Origin of the sequence: Pauljensenia sp. UMB3104 (assembly GCF_030217285.1) — a bacterium.
GTDB lineage: Bacteria > Actinomycetota > Actinomycetes > Actinomycetales > Actinomycetaceae > Pauljensenia.
Genome location: NZ_JASONN010000001.1, coordinates 160,800 through 176,510, shown reverse-complemented (window position 1 = coordinate 176,510; position 15,711 = coordinate 160,800). Strand labels below are relative to the sequence as shown.

Sequence of the window (15,711 nt, the reverse complement as noted above, 5' to 3'; positions counted from 1 at the left end):
GATAGTCGGACGATTCGGGTCGCTGACCTGACATGACGACACGTCGTATCGCCAGCGTCGCCATTGCTTGTGCAGTGGCGACGCTGGTGCTTGTCCTCGTCGCGATGGCCTCGCTCGCCCTGGGTTCCCGTTCCATCGCTCCCGATGTTGTGTGGGATGCTTTGGTTCGTGGTGGGGCGAGTCAGGATGCGCAAGTCGTCACCCAGCTGCGGGTGCCGCGCACGATTGCCGCGCTCATGATCGGCGGGGCGCTCGGTGTGGCTGGCTCCATCATGCAAGCGATGACTCGCAATCCGCTTGCGGATCCGGGTGTGCTTGGCATCAACGCAGGCGCTGCGTTCGTCGTCGTATCCGTCACAGCTGTGTCTGGGGTTGTGACGCGCGCCGGGACGCTCGGCGCTTCGTTCGTTGGCGCGGGGGTGGCTGCCGCTCTCGTATTTGCGATGTCGGGCCGCGGTGGCGGGTCTCGCTCCCGTCTCGCTCTTGCGGGCATTGCCGTGTCCGCTGCTCTCGCGTCCCTCACGCAGGCAGTCCTGGCGGCCAATCAGTTTGCTTTCAACGAGTTCCGTTACTGGGCCTCCGGATCGTTGGAGGGGGTCGATATGGGCTCGGTGGTCGCAGCGGGAATAGTTATCGTCTGCGGGGGTGTCCTCGCTGCTCTCATCTCGTCAGCTCTCGGCGTTCTCGCCATCGGTGAGGATACTGCCGTGAGTCTTGGCGTGCGTGTGCGACTCATTCGGGCTTTGGGAATTCTTGCCGTGACGGCTCTTGCTGGTGGAGCAACAGCGCTGGGTGGTCCGCTGACATTCGTCGGCTTGGCGGTGCCTCTCATGGTGCGACGTATCGTCGGTGCGAAGCAGGGAGCGGTTGCGATCTGGTCGATGGTCGCAGGCGCCGTGTGGGTGTGCATTGCCGATATTGCGTCACGTCTCTTCCTCGCGCCTTCCGAGGTGCCCGTGGGCGTCGTTGTCGCCCTGATCGGCGCCCCCTTCTTCATTATTGCTGCGCGCGGAAGGGGTATGTCATGACGCGAGATGGTCAGCGGTATATCACTGTGTCGCGAGCCGGTTTCTCCGTCCGTATTCATCGACGCAGCGCGGTGGTGGTCGTGTGTGGCCTCCTTCTTGTGCTCGGATTGTCCGTCTATTCGCTGACGCTCGGCGACTATGGGCTCAGTGCCGCGGACTCCTTCCGGCGCCTGCTGGGTGACGGCGGTCCTCGTGACGACTTCCTGGGGGTCTATTTCGTTCAGTCTGTGCGGCTGCCGCGGATGCTGGCCGCTGTTGCGGTCGGGTGCGCGCTCGGCATTTCGGGGCGTATCTTCCAGACGATCTCGGGTAATCCTCTGGGAAGCCCGGACATCGTGGGGCTGTCAACGGGGTGTGCCACCGGCGCGCTGATAGCGATTATTGTGCTGGGGTCGAGTCCGGCGGTGACCGGCCTCGGGGCCTTGGTCGGTGGCCTCGTCTCAGGTGCAGCGATCCTCGCCTGCGCAGGCGGTATGCGCGTGACGGGAATGCGTGTTGTCCTGGTCGGTATTGGTTGCTCTGCTGCGCTGCGCGCTATCAATTCGCTGCTGATTGTCAAGGCGCCGCTGGAGGCAGCGCAGCGAGCGCAACTGTGGAGTGCTGGGTCATTTTCGGGGGTTACGTTCGCTCGACTGACACCTCTCCTGATCGTGCTCGGCGTTGTCGCATGTGCGTGCGTCGCTGCTGCAGTTCCGCTGGGGCTTGTGGCGATGGGGGACGACGTTGCGACCGGGCTCGGCGTGCGCGTGCGCCGCATTCGTCTTCTGTCGATCGCTGTCGCCATCCTGCTCGTTGCCTGCGCCACGGCCGTCGCTGGTCCGGTCGCGTTCGTCGCATTGTCCGCCCCGCATATTGCGCATCGCCTGTGCGGTGGCGGGGGAGTGGGTTTTGCTTCGTCCGCGCTCGTGGGGGCGTTGCTGGTGTTGGCATCTGACGTGTGTGCTCAGCGTTTGATCGCGCCCGCTGAGCTTCCCGTGGGTGTTGTGACGGGTGTCGTGGGAGGCTTGTACCTCCTGTGGTTGTTGATTCGTGAGGTGAGGTCATGACTGGGGTAGGGACGAGGCCGGGGCTGGGTGCCCGCGATATCGTCGTCGGCTACGGGAAGAACGCTCCCATTCTGGATGGGTTGTCGCTGGATGTCCTCAACGGTGAGTTGACCGTCATCGTTGGCCCCAACGCGTGTGGGAAGTCGACCCTCTTGCGGTCGTTGGCTCGCGTGCTTGACGTTCGTAGCGGAGTGGTGGAATTGGACGGGCGCAGCGTTGCCGATATGAATCAGAAGGCGCTTGCACGCAGACTGGGATTGCTCGCGCAGTCGTCTGTGGCTCCGGGCGATATGCTCGTGGAAGATTTGGTTGCGAGGGGGCGTTACCCCTACCAGTCCCTTCTGCGTCAGTGGAGTCGTGAGGACGATGAAGCGCTCGCCCGTGCGATGGAGGATGCGGGTGTCGCGTCCCTTGTCGGTCGGCGTGTTGGTGAGCTTTCCGGTGGTCAGCGTCAGCGTGTCTGGATTGCGATGGCTTTGGCGCAGTCGACTGAGATCTTGCTGCTCGATGAACCGACGACCTATCTCGATCTCAATCATCAGCTGGAGGTGCTTCGTCTTGCCGAGCGGTTGCAGCGCGCGGGTACGACTGTTGTTGCCGTGCTGCACGATCTGCATCTTGCGTTCCGGTATGCCACCCACCTCGTCTTTATGAAGGACGGGCAGATCCTCGCTCAGGGTGAGCCTGCCCAGGTGGTCACGCCTGAGCTTGTGGAGCGCGTATTCGCAGTGCCCTGTCGCATCATCGAGGATCCGGAGACGGGGGCTCCTCTCGTCATCCCGCGTCGTTGACCGACGTTGTCTTTCTCAGCATCTCAAATGCTGACCAGCGGGTCACCAGCAGGTATGATTGCTCGATAATATTGCTCACAGTAATTGTGGCAAAATCGCGTAAATCCAGGTAAAATAAGGTTTTGAGCAGGTGTGCCATGAATTTGCTTGTTGCTCGCAATTACATCTCGCAAGCCAGGCAATAGTATGGTGCTGGTATCGAGTGGTTACTCAGGCACTGACATGCTTATTCTGAGCGTGACAGTGTCGATTGGTTGAGGCTATCCCAGACAGAAGGAAACGAATACGCATGACGACACAGGTGCGCTCGCAGAGCCGGGGCCTTCGCATGTCCCTGCTTGCACTGACCGCGTCTGCCTCCGTCGTCGGTGGAATGTTCGTGTCGGTCGCTCCCGCCTACAGTGCGGATGGCATTGGCGATCAGCCGGGGCAGTGTGTGACCGCTTCTGAAGAAGGGGCGTCGATCATAGCGTCGTCGGTCGTAGCAACCGGGGTGCCGCTGCATCTGGAAGGCTCTGGGTGGGGTCCGTCTTCCGAGGATGCCCTCGGTTTCGTGATTGTGACGCTCGATGATGGCCAGGAAAAGCGCTCTGATGACATGGTCCTCCCCACGTGGGTTCCGTCCTCGGTTGCACGTAATAGGTCTGCATGGGCGGTTGCGAAAGTTGGTGCGGACGGCACTTTCACGGCTGATATTGACCTGCCGGCTTTGTGGACGGCTGGGACGAAGCACCAGGTCATGATCGGTGACGGGGTGACGGGCAACTATGTTCAGGTTGAGGTGACGGTCGTCGAATCGGCAGCCGAGGCGCGCTCCTGTTCGCTGGCACCGACCGAACCGTCAGCGACCGATGGTACTGATCCGGTGACGGATGACAGTGCTGCCCCGACTCACGATCCTGGCTCCGATAGCACCTCCGTGAGCCCTACCGACGCCCCCTCTGTGCCAAGTGAGTCGTCGACCAGTGCGTCTGGACAGAATCGGACGTCCGAACGAACGCAGGCTGATGATGTGACATCTTCTGCGTCGACTCCGTCTCCCAGTTCGTCGTCTGCTAGTGGGGGATCGTCGACACAGTCGTCTACTTCGTCTGGTGGATCAGGTAACAGCGCGGATCCCACTCCGGAGCCTTCGACCTCATCCACTCAGCAAAGCGTGTCCGCATCGCAGATTGGTCCCAAAGCTCACTCGGAGCAGCAGGCCTCGAATCAGGCCGCCCGCGAGGAAGAGTCGCGGCTGAATGGTTGGATTCTCGCTGGTGGCGGTGCTCTTGCGTTGCTCGGTGCCATCGTGACGGTCAGTATTGTCCGCCGCTCCCACGGATTGGCGCGCTAATCACCTTTCATCTGGGCTAGCGCTCTGAGAAAATGTGCATTAACCGATTGGTGTGCGTTGGAATTTAGCATTCGCGCGCCACGCCTGTTACTCTAGTTTCAGAACAAATGCTTCTGAGGATTAAGTCACTAAGGAGAACGGTATGCAGCACGCACGGGCCGCTTCTGCCCTTGCCGCGCGCGGCCTCGGAGGGCGCAGTCGATTGATGAGCCTCCTGATGGCCCTGTGCCTGTTCGCTGCCATCGCGCTTGCGATCCCCGGATTTGCTGCTCGCGCAGACGGTAACGACGGGGCCATCCCCGTCCCGACCACCGCATTCACTGTTCGAATCGAACAGGGCTCCTCTTTTGAGAAGCAGTACGGGGATAAGGGCTACTGGGGCGTGATGCTCGACTCGGGTCGCGTGACGCCTGTTGAGCAGCCGACGTATGAGCGTGATGGCGAAACGGTACCCGTGACCGCTGATGATGTGTGGGTTGCCACCAGTCCGCACAACTACACCCTGAAGGTCCCTGTGCCCAATGGACAGAACAATGTCGAGGGCATCACGTGGGAGCCTGGAACGAGGCACACCGTCACGGTGCTCATGTTCAAGGAAGGGCGAGATCTCGTTGAGGGTGAGCCTGTGACCTACACCGTGAGCGTGTATCAGCCTGTTGGTAACGACGACACGCGCAGACCTGAACCGACGACGGACCCGACGGCCGATCCCGCGCCTCAGCCCACGGCCGAGCCGACGACCGATCCTGCACCGGAACCGACTTCCGATCCCGCGCCCGCACCGACGAGCGAGCCCAGTGCCGATCCCGCGCCTGCTCCCACCACTGAGCAGCCCGCGCCTGCGCCCGATGATCCACAGCTCCCCGCCGTCCGTCCGACCCCGACGCCTTCCGAGGCGCCGAGTCCGACACCATCTGCGAGTGCTTCTGCTGCATCCGCGCAGCCTTCCGACACCCCGGTGTCGCCTATTTCTGACGTGTCGCAGCTGACTGATGCGAACAAGGGTGGCGTGAGCGCAGCTTTCACCGGCGGACAGCTGACGATTAACGTTCCTTCGGATAAGGCCGTTGCTGGCGACTGGGTGAGCGCGAATATCATGCAGACCGGTGAGGCCCGCTGGCTTCAGGTCGAAGACTCCAATCAGGTGTCGATGGACGTTACGGGCCTTCCGATGGGCGACTACAAGGTCGTCGTCGCGAACCGTCAGCATGAACTGGTCGGTTGGGCTGAGTTCAAGGTCGCTTCGACGGTTGCCGCAGCCGGTGCTGGGTCGTCTGTTGACGCCTCGGGCGGCGTGAAGCTGCACGCTGAAATGCTGTCTTCCTCCCTGTCCGGTAATGAGTCTGAAGGACTGAATGGCTATCTCCTGGGTGCCGGTGCCTGCATGCTGATCCTCGGAGGCCTCGTGGTCGTCCAGGTTCTCTCCGGTCCCAAGATTCGCTCTTCCTCGAATGGAGTCACATTGTCCTAAGCTAGGGCTCATGGATCTGTTTGATTCTGAATCTATCGACGAGTCGGGCGTGCCTGCATTCAATGCGGGCGCGCCCCTCGCCGTTCGTATGCGTCCTACGACACTTGCACAGGTCGTTGGACAGTCGCACCTGCTCGGTGAGGGGGCGCCGTTGCGGCGCCTTCTCTCGCCTGGAGCCAGCGACGGTGTTGCAGTGTCCTCCGTTGTGCTCTGGGGTCCTCCGGGTACTGGTAAGACGACGCTCGCGTATTTGATCGCGCGCGCATCCGGACGGCGGTTTATCGAGCTCTCCGCCGTTTCCTCGGGCGTCAGTGACGTGCGGCGTGTTGTCGATGATGCGCGTCGAACTCTCGCCAGCGGGGGAGAAGAAACCATTCTGTTCGTCGACGAGGTGCATCGCTTCTCGAAGTCGCAGCAGGACTCGCTCCTTCCTGCCGTCGAGAATCGGTGGGTCGTCCTCGTTGCAGCGACGACTGAAAATCCATCGTTCTCGGTGATTTCTCCGCTCCTGTCGCGCTCGCTCCTCTTAACCCTGCGTCCTCTTGACGCGGATGCAATCGAGGGGCTCATTCGCCGTGCGCTGGCGGATGAGCGCGGCCTTGGTGGGCGTTTTTCTATTACGGACGAGGCCGTGGCCGGACTTGTGCGCCTGGCGGGCTCGGATGCTCGTAAGTCTTTGACGCTCCTCGAAGCAGCTGCGGGTGTTGCCAGCGATGATGGATCCGGTGAGATTACGGTCGCGAGCGTTGAGGCGGCGGCCAATCAGGCCCTCGTTCGCTGGAGTAAAGATCAGCACTACGATGTGGCAAGCGCGTTTATTAAGTCGATGCGCGGTTCTGATGTGGACGCAGCTCTTCACTACCTCGCCCGTATGATCGAGGCCGGTGAGGACCCGCGTTTTATCGCGCGACGCATCATGATCGCCGCTTCGGAGGAAGTGGGAATGGCCGCTCCCGAGGTGCTGACGACCTGCGTGAGCGTCGCCCAGGGAGTCGCGCTGATCGGTATGCCCGAGGCGCGCCTGCTCCTCGCTCAGGCAGTCGTTGCCGTGGCGACAGCCCCGAAGTCGAATGCGACGTACCTGGCGATCGATCGTGCGATCGCCGATGTGCGCGCCGGGCGTGGGGGAGCGGTGCCCGAGCATCTGCGCGATGCGCACTATTCCGGCGCCAAGTCTCTGGGACACGGTGACGGGTACCTGTACGCGCACGATCATCCGCACCACGTCGCGGCGCAGCAGTACCTGCCGGACGACCTCGAAGGTACGCATTACTATGAGCCCACGGAAAACGGCCATGAGGCGATGCTCACGAAGCGGCTCGGTGTGATTCGCAATTTGCTGAAAAGACGCTAGGATGGAACAGTTGTCCGCATCAGCGGGCACCTGGGGCCTTAGCCGACGGGTCGATGTGATCCTGGAGTTGGCCCCATGCCGGGATCTCCGGCATGACACGAGAAACAGGAAGAAGAAACATGGCAACGAATCGTTCCCGCAAGCAGGTGCGCGAGTCCCGCGCCCTCGGTCTGGCCCTGACCCCCAAGGCTGTTCGCTACTTCGAGAAGCGTCCCTACGGCCCCGGTGAGCACGGCCGTACCCGCCGCCGCCAGGATTCCGACTACGCCGTTCGTCTGAAGGAAAAGCAGCGTCTGCGCGCCCAGTACGGCATCCGTGAGTCGCAGCTGCGCCGCGCCTTCGAAGAGGCTCGTCGTACCGCTGGCCTGACCGGTGAGAACCTGGTTGAGCTGCTCGAGATGCGTCTGGACGCCCTCGTCCTGCGCGCCGGCTTCGCCCGCACCATCCAGCAGGCTCGTCAGTTCGTCGTTCACCGTCACATCCTCGTTGACGGCAAGATCGTCGATCGCCCCTCGTTCCGCGTGAAGCCCGGCCAGACCCTGCAGGTCAAGCCCAAGTCGCAGACCACGGTTCCCTTCGAGATCGCTGCCGAGGGTATCCACCGCGACGTGCTGCCCGCCGTCCCCGAGTACCTGGACGTTGACCTGGCTCGCCTGAAGGCGACCCTGGTGCGTCGCCCGAAGCGCGCTGAGGTCCCCGTGACCGTCGACGTTCAGATGGTCGTTGAGCACTACTCGCGCTGACACAAGTCATTCCCGCGCCCCCGAGCCATGCTCGGGGGCGCGGTTTTTCTTTTATCCCACTGTCCGCTTGCGCGTGCCGACGTGCCGCGACCGGCGCAGAGCGTCTAACATGGGGGACTATGCGTACGTCTGAAATCCGCACCCGCTGGCTCGAATACTTCAAGAAGCAGGGGCATGAGATTCGTCCTTCCGTTTCTCTCGTCTCCCCGGAGCCCTCGATTCTGTTCACGATCGCGGGCATGGTTCCGTTTATCCCCTACATCACGGGTGTTGAGCCCGCGCCGTGGCCTCGTGCCGCGTCGGTGCAGAAGTGTATTCGCACGAACGACATCGATAACGTCGGTAAGACGACCCGTCACGGCACGTTCTTCCAGATGAACGGCAACTTCTCGTTCGGCGACTACTTCAAGGAAGGCGCGATCAACTACGCCTGGGAGCTGCTGACGGGTTCGCGCGACGAGGGCATGTATGGCCTTGACGGTGATCGCTTCTGGGTGACCCTGTGGGACCAGGACGAGGAAGCCTTCAACGTCCTCACCAAGCAGATCGGCATGGATCCCAAGCACATCGTGCGCCTGCCTCGCGAGGAGAACTTCTGGGACACCGGCCAGCCGGGTCCCGCCGGCCCCTGTGCCGAGTGGCACTATGATCGCGGCCCCGAGTACGGCCCCGAGGCCGTGGGCGGCACCGTCGACCCGGGTGGCGACCGCTACCTCGAGGTCTGGAACCTGGTCTTCGACCAGTACATGCGCGGTGAGGGTTCCGGCAAGGACTACCCGCTGCTGGGCGAGCTCGACAAGAAGGCGATCGATACGGGCGCAGGCCTCGAACGTCTGGCCTTCGTCATGCAGGACAAGCCCAACATGTACGAGATCGACGAGGTGTTCCCCGTCATCGACGCTGCCATGCAGATGAGTGGCAAGCGCTACGGTCTGGGCGCCGCGGGCCCCGAGGCCGGTGCCGCCTATGACGATGACGTGCGCATGCGTGTCGTGGCCGACCACGTGCGTTCCTCTCTCATGCTGATCGGTGATGGCGTGCGTCCCGGTAACGATGGCCGCGGCTACGTGCTGCGTCGTCTGATCCGTCGTGCTGTTCGCTCCATGCGCCTGCTGGGCGTCGACGAGGCAACCATGCCGACCCTGCTCACCGCTTCCAAGGACGCGATGAAGGCGTCGTACCCCGAGCTCGAGACCAACTGGAAGACGATTTCGGAGGTCGCCTACGCGGAGGAAGACGCTTTCCGTCGCACGCTGAGCGCCGGTACGACGATCCTGGACGCTGCGGTTGCCAGCGCGAAGGAGTCGAAGGGCGCCCCCGTTATTTCCGGCGCCTCTGCGTTCTCGCTGCACGACACCTACGGATTCCCGATTGATCTGACCCTCGAGATGGCTGCCGAACAGGGCGTGTCCGTCGACGAGGAGGGCTTCCGCAGCCTCATGGCCGAGCAGAAGGAACGCGCACGCGCCGACGCCCGTTCGAAGAAGACTGGACACACTGACGTCCGTGTCTTCCACGAGATTGAGAAGGCGATGGGTGGTGGCTCGACGTTCCTGGGCTACACGGAGCAGGCCGCCGAGGCCACTGTCGAAGCGCTGCTCGTTGACGGTGTTGCGGCACCCGCTGCAAGCGCACCCGCGGAGGTCGAGGTGATCCTTGATCGCACGCCTTTCTACGCTGAAATGGGTGGCCAGCTGGCCGACCACGGTACGATCCGTCTCGCTGGCGGTGGCGTTGTTGAGGTTCACGATGTGCAGGCACCGATCCGTGGCCTGAGCGTTCACCGCGGCACTCTCACCGAGGGCGGCATGACGGTGGGCGAGAAGGCATACGCCGAGATTGATGGCGAGCGCCGTCTGGCGATCGCTCGTGCCCACACTGCCACGCACATGGTGTACGCGGGCCTGCGCAACGTCGTGTCGAAGGATGCGACGCAGGCCGGTTCTGAGAACTCGCCGTCGCGACTGCGCTTCGACTTCCGTCACGGTGCGGCGCTTGACGGCTCTCAGATCAATGATATTGAGGCGCTCGTCAACGAGAAGCTCGCCCAGGATCTGGCCGTGACGACCGAGGTGATGAGCCTCGACGAGGCAAAGGCCGCCGGCGCCATCGCGCTGTTCGGCGAAAAGTACGGATCGGAGGTCCGCGTCGTCACGATTGGCGATGGCTTCGACCGTGAGTTGTGCGGTGGTACCCATGTGCCGACGACCGGACACATCGGTCGCATTACGGTGCTCAGCGAAGGCTCCGTTGGATCCGGCGTGCGCCGCATTGACGCGCTCGTCGGCGACGGTGCATACGAGTTCCAGGCCAAGGAGCATGCGCTCGTTGCTCAGCTGTCTCAGCTCGTTGGTGGCCGTGCGGATGAGCTGCCCGATCGCATTGAGTCCCTCCTGTCCAAGCTGCGCGAGTCCGAGAAGGAACTGGAGAAGATGCGCACCGCTCAGGCTCTCAGCCGCGGTGCCGATCTTGCGGCTTCCGCCTCGGCTATTGGCGCCGTCAGCGTCGTGGCTGCCGCCGTTGGCGACATGCCCTCGGCCGACGCCCTGCGTACCCTTGCGCTCGACGTCCGCGACCGCCTCGGTAATGAGCGCGGCGTCGTCGTTGCCCTCGGTGGTCTCGTTGGCGGTAAGCCCTCGCTTGTTGTTGCGACGAACGAGGCCGCGCGTGAGCACTCGGTAAAGGCAGGCGCCCTTGTGCGCGCCGTTGGCAAGTACATGGGCGGTGGCGGCGGTGGCCGCGATGACATCGCTCAGGGTGGCGGCACGAAGCCCGAGGGCATCGCGGACGCGATCGACGCGATCCGCAAGGAAATCGAGGCTCTGTGAGTATTCGTCGGGGTATTCGCATCGGCGTGGACGTCGGCACCGTGCGTGTCGGCGTCAGCCGGTGCGACCCCGACGGTATTCTCACGATGCCCGTCGAAACCCTTCACAGGGCCCCTGACCTGTCTGATCTCGATCGTCTCGCCGACATTGTCCGTCGTCATGACGCGATCGAAGTGATCGTTGGGCTGCCTCGTCATCTGCGCGGGGGAGAGGGCGTTTCTGCGAAGGGAGCGCGCAAGTATGCGCGCCGCATCAAGAAGCTTGTTCCCGGTGTTCGGGTCGCGATGGTCGATGAGCGTATGACGTCCAACCAGGCGCATGCGCGGCTACGTGCCTCCGGTATCCCGGAAATCGACCATCGCAGTGTCATCGATCAGGTGGCCGCCCAGATCATCTTGGAGCAGGCGCTCGAGCTTGAACGCATGGGCGGTCGAGCTCCCGGTGAGGAGATCATCCTCGAACCCAACGAAGGAGTACACACGTGAGTACGCCTCCCCCTTACCCCTTCCGTTCTCGCCGTGAGATTCACTCCGGTGAACCCAAGGTCTACTCCGACGCTCCACGTGATAACTCCAGCGTCGAGTCCCCGAAGGACTCCGCGTCGACCCCGCTTCACGGCACACCTGCGGTGGCCCCGGCCTCGGCCGACACAGAGGCTGTACCCGCGCGTGGTGCGAGTCGTCGTCAGCGCTCGGCGTCGCTCCCGTCCTTCGACGAGGTGACTGACAGCGGTGCGGCACCGCGTGTGTCCGCTTCGACTGCCCGTGCAAGCAGTGTTGCGACGGTCGTTGAGACGGCGTCTGAAACGACAGGTATGCGCTCGCGCAGGCTCGCCAGCGAACGCCGCGCAGCCCGTAAACGCAAGCGTCGTCGTCGCATTCGTTCGTTCTTCATCATCGTTCTCGTGCTCGGCTTAGTCGCCGGTGCAAGCTACGTTGCCTACGATCAGCTCTTCAACTCATCGACGACCTCGTCGGATGACTATCCGGGCCCCGGTTCCGGCTCGGTCGAGGTGACCATTGATGAGGAGGCCTCGGGCCGTGCGATCGGCCAGACCCTGGTGGAAGCGGGCGTCGTGAAGTCCGTGGGTGCTTTCGTGCGCCAGTTCGAGAAGACTTCGGCGGCAATGTCGATTCGCCCTGGTACGTACCGTTTGAAGCAACAGATGAGCGCCTCTGCAGCGCTCGCCGCTTTGCTGGACGAGACGAATCGTGTGGACTCGACGGTGACTATCGGTTCCGGCCAGAAGCTGTCGGAAGTGAAGCAACGCATCATCGATATCATGGGCGTTTCCGAGGCCGACGTCGATGCGGCATTCGCCGATACCGAGGCTATCGGTCTGCCCTCTGAGGCCGGCGGCAACGCCGAAGGATGGCTCCTTCCCGGCTCCTATGAGGTCGGCGAAACAGACACGCCGACCACCCTTATCGCGCGCATGGTCAAGGGCACGATCGATGAACTCGACCGTCTGGGTGTTGCTCCCGCAGACCGCGAAACCGTCCTCATCAAGGCGTCTATCGTTGATGGTGAGATGAACATCGACAGGTATATGCCGATGGTCGCCCGCGTGATCGATAACCGTCTGGCGGATACAAACGGTGAAACGAAGGGCATGCTGGGCATGGACTCGACGGTCCTGTACGGCGTTGGGAAGACCAGCGGTGTGCCCGATCAGGCGGATCTCGATAATGACAACCCGTATAACACGCGCCTGCACCCGGGACTGCCACCCACTCCGATTGGCCAGCCGAGCGAAAAGGCCATCAAGGCCGTGCTGAATCCGGCCGATGGAACATGGCTGTACTTCGTGACGGTCAACCTGGACACAGGCGAGACTCTGTTCGCCTCCACTCTGGAAGAACAGGAGAAGAACCGCGAGAAGTTCAAGGCGTACTGCGCTGCGAATCCGAAGGTCTGCACGGCATCATGACGTGGGCCGCCGTGATCGGCTCGCCGATCGAGCATTCTCTGTCGCCGGTCATTCACCGCGCGGCATGGGCGCAGCTTGGCATCGAGGGGTGGGAGTACCGTCGGCTTGAGCAAGACCGCGAGTCACTTCCCGGTTTCGTTGGTGGCCTGGGTGCTGACTGCGCGGGCTTGTCGGTGACAATGCCCTGCAAACAGGCGGTGATGCCGCTCCTGGATGCGATTGATCCGTTAGCGAGTGCGGTTGGCGCGGTCAATACGGTTGTTCCGTCCTCGGGCGTTCTTGCGGGTTTCAATACCGACGTGACGGGTATCGCGTCGGCCGTCCGCCGCGCATGTTCGATTCAGGGGCGCTCGCTTCCTTCGAGTGCTCTGATCCTCGGTGCCCGCGCCACGGCTTCGTCTGCCCTCGCCGCGCTTGGCGAGCTGGGGATGACGACGTCGACTGTCGCTGCGCGCCGCTTCGGCGGTCCCGGATCGGTTGTTGCTGCTGCCTCGCGTCTGGGCGTGACCATCGAACAGGTTCTGTGGTCCGACGTCGAGGCCGTGTCGAAGGCGGCGCGCGAGGCTGACCTCGTCATCTCAACCCTGCCCGCCGGTGTTGCGGATCCGCTCGCGCAGTGTCTCGATGTGCGCGACGGGCAGGTCCTCCTTGATGTTGTTTATTCCCCGCGGCATACGGCGTTGCGCGCCGCCTATGAGGCAGGCGGCGGAATTGTTGCTGAGGGCACGGATATGCTGGTCTATCAGGCAGGAGCACAGGTTCAGCTGATGACCGGGCGCAGCCCCGATATCGACGTGATGCGCGGGGCTCTTGAGGAGGAGCTGGAACGGCGCTCACAGGAAGGCGCGGCGTCGTGATCGTCGGTTGGCTTCCCCAGCGCATCAGTGCGGATCTGTCGCTCGTCTCGGGATTCCTCACATGGATCATCGTGCTGGTGTGGCTGTGGAGGTCCGGGTGGAAGATCCAGCGGCGGTATTTCATTGAAGCGACTCGTACCCCGCTGACGCGCAACGCGATTGTGTGGAGTTCTGCGATCGTTGGGGCGATCCTATTCGTGGCGGCGCAGATGCGTCCCGGCATGCCCTCGGTCATGACGGTTGCGATGATCGGGGCGCTGAGCGCCTACGTTGACGCTCAGACTCATCGTCTGCCTAACGCGTATACAGTGGCGATGGGTATCGGCGTGACGGTGGGCGTTGTTGTCGGCGTCATCATTTCGCCCCTGTGGCAGCAGCGCCTCATCGGATGCGTTGCTGGGGCTCTCATCTGGACGATTCCGATCGCACTGCTCAACCGTCTGCCCGGCGGTATGGGTGGGGGAGACGTGAAGCTCGCACCCGTTCTGGGCGCGATGGCAGGATCCGTCGGTATCGAGGCTGCGGTCTCCTCCCTGGCTTTGTCGTTTGTGTTGGCCGGGTTTGCTGCGCTCTGGAAAATCGTGATCGGCTCGGCCGGGACGAAGTCACGTGTGCCGATGGGGCCTTGGATGATCGGATCCGCACTGATGGCTGCGATTGCCTGGGGTGTCGTTCCGGACTGGCTGTAGCACTATTGTTCGGTCTCATTGTGGACCCCACTGGGACGAGTCCGCTTCCGGATGGGACAATGGACTGGTGACTATTTCGACGCCTTCGTATCAGTGTGAGCCTGTGAGCCTCGAGTGGGGCCAGACCTGGCCCCCGCGCGACGTCTTTGTCGATCTTGCAGCCTCACGGCGCGTGATCCCCGTCGTTCGGCGAGTGCTCGCTGATGAGCTGAGTGCGGTGGGCGTCTACCGACAGCTCGCCCATGGCAACTACGGCAGCTTCATTCTTGAGTCTGCGGAGCACGGTGGTTCGTGGGGGCGCTGGTCTTTTGTGGGAGCGTCGAGTGCCGGTGCCATCGTCGCACGCGACGGCCATGCACGATGGATCGGTTCCCACCCGGAAGGTGCTCGTGAGGAGGGAACGTTCCTGGAGGTCGTTCACTCCGCTCTCGAGGAGCTGGCTGCGCCGCCGATTCAAGGCTTGCCTCCGCTGACGGGCGCTCTCGTTGGTTCTCTCGGTTGGGGCATCATTCCTGAGTGGGAGTCGACGCTCGCCGCGACAGCCCCGAAGGAGTCGGATATTCCGGACGCGACGCTCGTCTTGGCGACGGAGGTAGCGGCTCTCGACCACGCGACGGGCTCGGTGTACCTGATGGCGATCGCCTGGAACCTCAACGGTTCGGCGGACGGCGTTGACGGCGCGTACGACCGTGCGATTGAGCGTCTCGATGCGATGACGCAACAGCTCGCAACCCAGATCGCGCCGGCGGTCCTGGGTACCAGCGACGCGACGCCGCCTCAGGTACGTCAACGGACGACCCGTGCTGATTTCGAGTCTTCCGTCCATGCAGCCAAACGCGCCATTGAAGACGGTGATGCGTTCCAGATCGTGGTGTCGCAGCGCCTTGATGTGTCGACGTCGGCCAGTGGTATCGACGTCTACCGCGTTTTGCGTACGGTCAATCCGTCGCCCTACATGTATTTCCTGGACCTACCCGATGAAAAGGGAGGCCATTTCGAGGTTGTTGGTTCGTCTCCGGAGACCCTCGTCAAGAGTGAGCGACGCCGCGTCTGGACGTATCCGATCGCCGGTTCGCGTCCCCGTGGTGCGGATTCTGCCGAGGATCACCGACTGGCTGCTGAGCTGCTCGAGGACCCCAAGGAACTGTCGGAGCACGTGATGCTCGTTGACCTGGCACGCAACGATCTGTCGAAGGTGTGTGATCCCGCGTCGGTTGAGGTCTCGACGCTGATGGAGCTGAAGCGTTTCTCGCACATCCAGCACATTTCGTCCACGGTAACGGGGGTGCTGCGCCCGGATGCTGATGCTCTTGATGCCCTGGTTGCGACGTTCCCCGCGGGTACCCTGTCGGGTGCGCCCAAGCCTCGTGCCATCCAGCTGATCGATGACTTCGAGCCCGCTGCGCGAGGCGTGTACGGTGGCGTCGTCGGCTACTTCGACCTGTCCGGTGACGCTGATCTGGCGATCGCTATTCGTACGGCATCGCTGAAGGATGGTGTTGCCTCGGTGCAGGCGGGTGCGGGGCTCGTTGCTGATTCGGTCCCGGCGCTTGAGTACGAGGAGTCTCGTAACAAGGCCGCTGCCGCAGTCGAGTCCGTCGTGCGGGCATCGACCCTGGTCCCCCTGTCCTGACCCGT

14 protein-coding genes are annotated in these 15,711 nt (G+C 62.9%); 13 read left to right on the top strand and 1 reads right to left on the bottom strand.

Annotated features, from left to right (window positions below):
* The first annotated feature begins 32 nt into the window (after positions 1-32).
* The 3 genes from QP415_RS00805 to QP415_RS00795 are packed head-to-tail and all read left to right on the top strand — an operon-like array spanning position 33 to position 2,865.
* Positions 33-1,028 carry a FecCD family ABC transporter permease gene (locus QP415_RS00805; RefSeq protein ID WP_285097968.1) on the top strand — a complete coding sequence of 332 codons (996 nt, stop codon included), beginning with the start codon at positions 33-35 and terminating at the stop codon, positions 1,026-1,028.
* Positions 1,025-2,074: a FecCD family ABC transporter permease gene (locus QP415_RS00800; RefSeq protein WP_016461739.1), complete on the top strand. Its 1,050-nt coding sequence runs from the start codon at positions 1,025-1,027 to the stop codon at positions 2,072-2,074. Before QP415_RS00805 ends, QP415_RS00800 begins: the two co-directional genes overlap by 4 nt.
* On the top strand, positions 2,071-2,865 hold the full coding sequence (locus QP415_RS00795; RefSeq protein ID WP_016461738.1) for an ABC transporter ATP-binding protein: 795 nt from the start codon (positions 2,071-2,073) through the stop codon (positions 2,863-2,865). Before QP415_RS00800 ends, QP415_RS00795 begins: the two co-directional genes overlap by 4 nt.
* On the opposite strand, the gene QP415_RS00790 is transcribed toward QP415_RS00795, so the two are convergent.
* Positions 2,849-3,004, bottom strand: a complete 156-nt coding sequence (locus tag QP415_RS00790) for a hypothetical protein (RefSeq protein ID WP_156824705.1) — start codon at positions 3,002-3,004, stop codon at positions 2,849-2,851. The two genes, QP415_RS00795 and QP415_RS00790, sit on opposite strands and share 17 nt — an antisense overlap.
* 150 nt (positions 3,005-3,154) lie before the next feature.
* Between QP415_RS00790 and QP415_RS00785 the strand changes: the two genes are divergently transcribed.
* The 10 genes from QP415_RS00785 (at position 3,155) to QP415_RS00740 (ending at position 15,706) form a co-directional block, all read left to right on the top strand.
* Complete coding sequence (locus tag QP415_RS00785) at positions 3,155-4,201, top strand: hypothetical protein (protein WP_016461737.1); 1,047 nt, start codon at positions 3,155-3,157, stop codon at positions 4,199-4,201.
* A 142-nt stretch (positions 4,202-4,343) separates the two neighbouring features.
* Positions 4,344-5,672: a type IV secretion protein Rhs gene (locus QP415_RS00780; RefSeq protein WP_442953446.1), complete on the top strand. Its 1,329-nt coding sequence runs from the start codon at positions 4,344-4,346 to the stop codon at positions 5,670-5,672.
* Positions 5,673-5,682: 10 nt separating this feature from the next.
* Entirely contained in the window at positions 5,683-7,026 is a 1,344-nt protein-coding gene (locus QP415_RS00775) for a replication-associated recombination protein A (RefSeq protein WP_016461735.1), read from the top strand.
* A 119-nt stretch (positions 7,027-7,145) separates the two neighbouring features.
* Positions 7,146-7,769 carry a 30S ribosomal protein S4 gene (gene rpsD, locus QP415_RS00770; protein ID WP_016461734.1) on the top strand — a complete coding sequence of 208 codons (624 nt, stop codon included), beginning with the start codon at positions 7,146-7,148 and terminating at the stop codon, positions 7,767-7,769.
* Positions 7,770-7,888: 119 nt separating this feature from the next.
* The gene (gene alaS, locus QP415_RS00765) at positions 7,889-10,597 is read left to right on the top strand and encodes an alanine--tRNA ligase (protein ID WP_285097956.1); all 2,709 of its coding nucleotides are present in this window, start codon (positions 7,889-7,891) and stop codon (positions 10,595-10,597) included.
* Entirely contained in the window at positions 10,594-11,082 is a 489-nt protein-coding gene (ruvX, locus tag QP415_RS00760) for a Holliday junction resolvase RuvX (RefSeq protein ID WP_016461732.1), read from the top strand. Before alaS ends, ruvX begins: the two co-directional genes overlap by 4 nt.
* Positions 11,079-12,527, top strand: coding sequence for an endolytic transglycosylase MltG (gene mltG, locus QP415_RS00755; RefSeq protein ID WP_285097953.1), 1,449 nt, complete (start codon positions 11,079-11,081; stop codon positions 12,525-12,527). The genes ruvX and mltG overlap by 4 nt, the downstream gene beginning before the upstream one ends.
* A complete protein-coding gene (locus QP415_RS00750) occupies positions 12,524-13,384 on the top strand; it encodes a shikimate dehydrogenase (RefSeq protein ID WP_285097950.1) in 861 nt (286 codons plus the stop codon). Before mltG ends, QP415_RS00750 begins: the two co-directional genes overlap by 4 nt.
* The gene (locus QP415_RS00745) at positions 13,381-14,073 is read left to right on the top strand and encodes a prepilin peptidase (protein WP_285097948.1); all 693 of its coding nucleotides are present in this window, start codon (positions 13,381-13,383) and stop codon (positions 14,071-14,073) included. Before QP415_RS00750 ends, QP415_RS00745 begins: the two co-directional genes overlap by 4 nt.
* A gap of 103 nt (positions 14,074-14,176) precedes the next feature.
* Positions 14,177-15,706 carry a chorismate-binding protein gene (locus QP415_RS00740; RefSeq protein WP_285098106.1) on the top strand — a complete coding sequence of 510 codons (1,530 nt, stop codon included), beginning with the start codon at positions 14,177-14,179 and terminating at the stop codon, positions 15,704-15,706.
* Positions 15,707-15,711 lie beyond the last annotated feature (5 nt).

Bases quoted from the DNA above. Each gene is read 5' to 3' on its own strand.
- QP415_RS00805 (WP_285097968.1), top strand. From the start codon at position 33: ATGACGACACGTCGTATCGCCAGCGTCGCCATTGCTTGTGCAGTGGCG.
- QP415_RS00800 (WP_016461739.1), top strand. From the start codon at position 1,025: ATGACGCGAGATGGTCAGCGGTATATCACTGTGTCGCGAGCCGGTTTC.
- QP415_RS00795 (WP_016461738.1), top strand. From the start codon at position 2,071: ATGACTGGGGTAGGGACGAGGCCGGGGCTGGGTGCCCGCGATATCGTC.
- QP415_RS00790 (WP_156824705.1), bottom strand. From the start codon at position 3,004: ATGGCACACCTGCTCAAAACCTTATTTTACCTGGATTTACGCGATTTT.
- QP415_RS00785 (WP_016461737.1), top strand. From the start codon at position 3,155: ATGACGACACAGGTGCGCTCGCAGAGCCGGGGCCTTCGCATGTCCCTG.
- QP415_RS00780 (WP_442953446.1), top strand. From the start codon at position 4,344: ATGCAGCACGCACGGGCCGCTTCTGCCCTTGCCGCGCGCGGCCTCGGA.
- QP415_RS00775 (WP_016461735.1), top strand. From the start codon at position 5,683: ATGGATCTGTTTGATTCTGAATCTATCGACGAGTCGGGCGTGCCTGCA.
- rpsD (WP_016461734.1), top strand. From the start codon at position 7,146: ATGGCAACGAATCGTTCCCGCAAGCAGGTGCGCGAGTCCCGCGCCCTC.
- alaS (WP_285097956.1), top strand. From the start codon at position 7,889: ATGCGTACGTCTGAAATCCGCACCCGCTGGCTCGAATACTTCAAGAAG.
- QP415_RS00750 (WP_285097950.1), top strand. From the start codon at position 12,524: ATGACGTGGGCCGCCGTGATCGGCTCGCCGATCGAGCATTCTCTGTCG.